Source organism: Lysinibacillus sp. (assembly GCF_032093475.1).
GTDB classification, from domain to species: Bacteria; Bacillota; Bacilli; order Bacillales_A; family Planococcaceae; genus Lysinibacillus; species Lysinibacillus irui.
In genome coordinates, this window is record NZ_DAMDAY010000079.1 from 1 (window position 1) to 3,373 (window position 3,373).

4 protein-coding genes are annotated in these 3,373 nt (G+C 35.5%); 1 reads left to right on the forward strand and 3 read right to left on the reverse strand.

Annotated elements, in window-relative coordinates:
• From RT445_RS15750 to RT445_RS15760, 3 genes are all read right to left on the reverse strand, one after another.
• A partial coding sequence (locus RT445_RS15750; protein ID WP_396631809.1) for a chromate transporter occupies positions 1-565 on the reverse strand: 565 nt, incomplete at its 3' end.
• A gap of 88 nt (positions 566-653) precedes the next feature.
• Entirely contained in the window at positions 654-1,508 is an 855-nt protein-coding gene (locus tag RT445_RS15755; protein WP_274793823.1) for a DUF4179 domain-containing protein, read from the reverse strand.
• A gap of 109 nt (positions 1,509-1,617) precedes the next feature.
• On the reverse strand, positions 1,618-2,814 hold the full coding sequence (locus tag RT445_RS15760) for a DHH family phosphoesterase (RefSeq protein WP_274793824.1): 1,197 nt from the start codon (positions 2,812-2,814) through the stop codon (positions 1,618-1,620).
• A 132-nt stretch (positions 2,815-2,946) separates the two neighbouring features.
• Here RT445_RS15760 and RT445_RS15765 point away from each other — a divergent pair.
• A partial coding sequence (locus RT445_RS15765; RefSeq protein WP_313470925.1) for a polysaccharide deacetylase family protein occupies positions 2,947-3,373 on the forward strand: 427 nt, incomplete at its 3' end.

The window sequence follows — 3,373 nt, forward strand, 5'->3', positions numbered from 1 at the left end:
AAATTGGTATATGAACCATTTTGGATGAATGATCCTCATGGTCTTTTTTAATATATTGAAAACCTATACAGGCAGCTACTACTATCGAGGTAATTTGTGCAAATGGATGCAACCATGTCAACACAATTACAAGTGCCAACAAGGCAATCAACCAATGCAATGTGGTAGAAAGTATTTTTTTGCTCATATCAAAAATAGCCTGCGCCACAATCGCCACTGCCACTAACTTCAAACCATGTATCCAATCCATTTTCAGTTCTGTCAAAATGGACAGATAAGCAAATACCATGAGTATTAATACTGAGGGTAATGTAAAACCAACAAATGATAGAAGGCTCCCTAATAGCCCACCTCTTATTAAACCGATCCCCATCCCCACCTGACTGGATGCGGGACCAGGTAAAAATTGACTTAATATGACAAGTTGACTATAGTCATGCGCAGACAGCCATTTCCTTTTTTGCACATATTCCTGTTGAAAATAGCCTAAATGAGCTGTTGGCCCTCCAAACGAGGTACAGCCTAATTTTAAAGAAACCCAAAATATCTCCCATAGCGTTCGCAAACTCTCAACTACTTTCCCTGTCTTTTCTTTCATTTTACATGGAAAGCAGATCCTTTCATTTTAAAAGTTTGTAAATTTTACTTACAGGCTAATCTTCCTTTATTTTAATGGCAGAACCAACTTTTTGACCTTCTTTATCGACTGGGATTAATTGATAATTCCCCTCTGTTAAATAGAGAGCATCCACACGGCTCCCCCACTTTGTACGCTCTTTATTTAATGGATAGGGTGTTTCAAAGCGCCACGATTGCCCTGCTTTTGATTGGATTTTAAAGTATAAAGTGTCATTTATTATACTCTTTTCAGACTGAAAATAAATTGTGGTCGAAATAGGTGTTGAAACGACTCTGTCAATCGTTATTTCCTGTTGATCGACATGCTCGATTTTTTTTCCTATAGAAAAGACTTGCCGATCTTCTTGTAATTGTTCCTGAGATGCCTCTATTTGAAATTCCCACGGCTTGTCAATTGGTGTTTCTACATTCCAATCTTTATACCGAATAACTAATTCTAATTGTTCATCAGACGGAAAATCATCCATTTTAATGCTATTGTATATTGTATAAACGTGTGCAGATTTTGCTATGGACTGTCCACCATTACGAACCATATAATCTTGACCATTGACAAGTATTTGCGGGAAGAAGAATACTTGATGATCAGGCGCAAACTCTTTTACAGGCTCGAAGGTTGCATTTAACAAAATTTGATTATCATCAATAATCACTTCATTTAACGTTAAACGACCTAAGCTATTGGTAGCTGTCTTACCTACTTCTGTTTTGTAGGCTTCAAAGTCAACATCTTTATCCCAACATAAATACAGCACAAACCCACTAACCATCATCAATAAAAGAAATACAACTATACTCCTACTCCATTTTTTTCGTCCTCGATTTTCCTTATCCAAATCAACAACTCGAAGTATATCATCGGACAACATGTACACCTCATTTTTTTATAATCGTTATGTTTCATTGTAGTTTGTCTCGATGCATTATATAACCTTGATTTACCGGAAGGATGGATAAATTCATATGTAAAAGGAATTATTACATTCCTTTATTTGAATGACGGACTTTATTTGCTTCCTGCATTAAATAGTCCACAAAGACATCATCTCTTACTAGCCATGCTTGGTAATTCCGTTTCAAAAACCACTCTGCTTCATTAAAACTTGAAAAAATTTGCTCTAAGGGTGTTCGATTTTTTTCTATTACCCAGTCTATTTCATTATTTGTATATAGTAGAAACACTTCATCTTCAAGGTTTTTATAAAATGTTCCAAATGATGTTCCTTTGATGTTATAGCGATTTCTTTTTGCATCCTCTGGAATAGGCTCTATATGAAATGTTTCTAACACAAACTGTTTATAGGCTTCCACTGTTAAAGAGCAACCGGCAGCCTTTTGATGCCCACCACCACCATATTGGGCTGCGATGGAGGATACATCAATATGGTCATGAATCGTCCGAAATGAGATTTTTTTACTTCCCATATTCATCATGGCAATATAATCAAGATGAACATTTTCTTTTCCTAATTCATTGCCAAGCTCAGAATGGTACGATTCCGCATAGACAATGCCAGCATAAAATTCGCCCAAATTTGTTTGGACAAGCTCTCGTTTCTTACGTCGAATATAACGCTCTATTTTTTCTTCTTCCATACTTAAAATTTTCTTTTCGAATTCATCAAAATCAAAGTGATTATTTGTTTTTAAACGATCAAGCATTTTCTCTTCAAACTCTTCAATAGACACTAAAAAAAAGAGGGCATTTAACCGTTGTGCTTGAAAATTCCCATTCTTTTCCCATTCCCAAGTATCGTACTGCCTTACTAACTCTACAAACTCTGAAATGGCCTCTGTTTTTTCTAATAGTCCATGGGTCACAAGGTATTGATAAAATAATGAAGTAGCTGATGTTAAGCCTTGCTCATCTTCAATTAAAACCTTTCCCCATTCATATTGATTTAAGTGAAGAGCTGTTTTATGATGGTCCAGCAATTGCACATTACCAGTGGCTTGGTAATAATCCTGAATCCTTTTTTCATTTTTTTCATTTGGAGAAAGATCGGTAATAAACAAAAACGTTTTCTGTTGGTCATTCTCCAAAAAGAACTCTATTTCACGGTCAAGTGCCGTAATGGAATTGTAGCGTATCTTCACTTTATCATTAAACGCAAGCTTCGCTAAAATTCCACAACCTACTCCATCTAAATCGTTATGTGATAATAGTTTATACATCTCCTCACCTCAAACGTAGTATGCTTAATTTTTTGGTATTCAAACAAAAGAAGATGAAACTTCGTTGTGATCGCATTTGAGATGACATACATTTAAACAATAACCGTCATGATGAAAGAAAGGAGTTTGTCAATGAAACGGAGACTAACTTATACCGGAATGGGGATTTTATTCATCATTGCTTTAACATTTGCTGCCTATAAATTAATGAATGCTCGTGATTATCAATTGTTTGGTAATATTACCTCACATGTTATAACAGAGGAAAAGGTTGTTGCCTTAACCTTTGATGATGGACCTACTAAAAATACTAGTGCCATTCTCGCGTTACTTGACAGTTACCAAGTAAAAGCCACATTTTTTCTAATTGGGGATGACATTGAGGAAAATCCAGAAGAGGCTAAAAAAATTGTGGAAGCTGGACATCAAATTGGCAATCATACGTATTCACACAAGCGTATGGTATTAAAAAGCCCTTCCTTTATTAAAAATGAAATAGAAAAAAACGATGCGCTTATTGCTAGTATTGGTTACCAAAAAACACCTGTCGTAAGACCAC

Excerpts from the sequence above, each read along its gene's own strand:
- RT445_RS15755 (WP_274793823.1), bottom strand. The coding sequence starts at position 1,508 with ATGTTGTCCGATGATATACTTCGAGTTGTTGATTTGGATAAGGAAAAT.
- RT445_RS15760 (WP_274793824.1), bottom strand. The coding sequence starts at position 2,814 with ATGTATAAACTATTATCACATAACGATTTAGATGGAGTAGGTTGTGGA.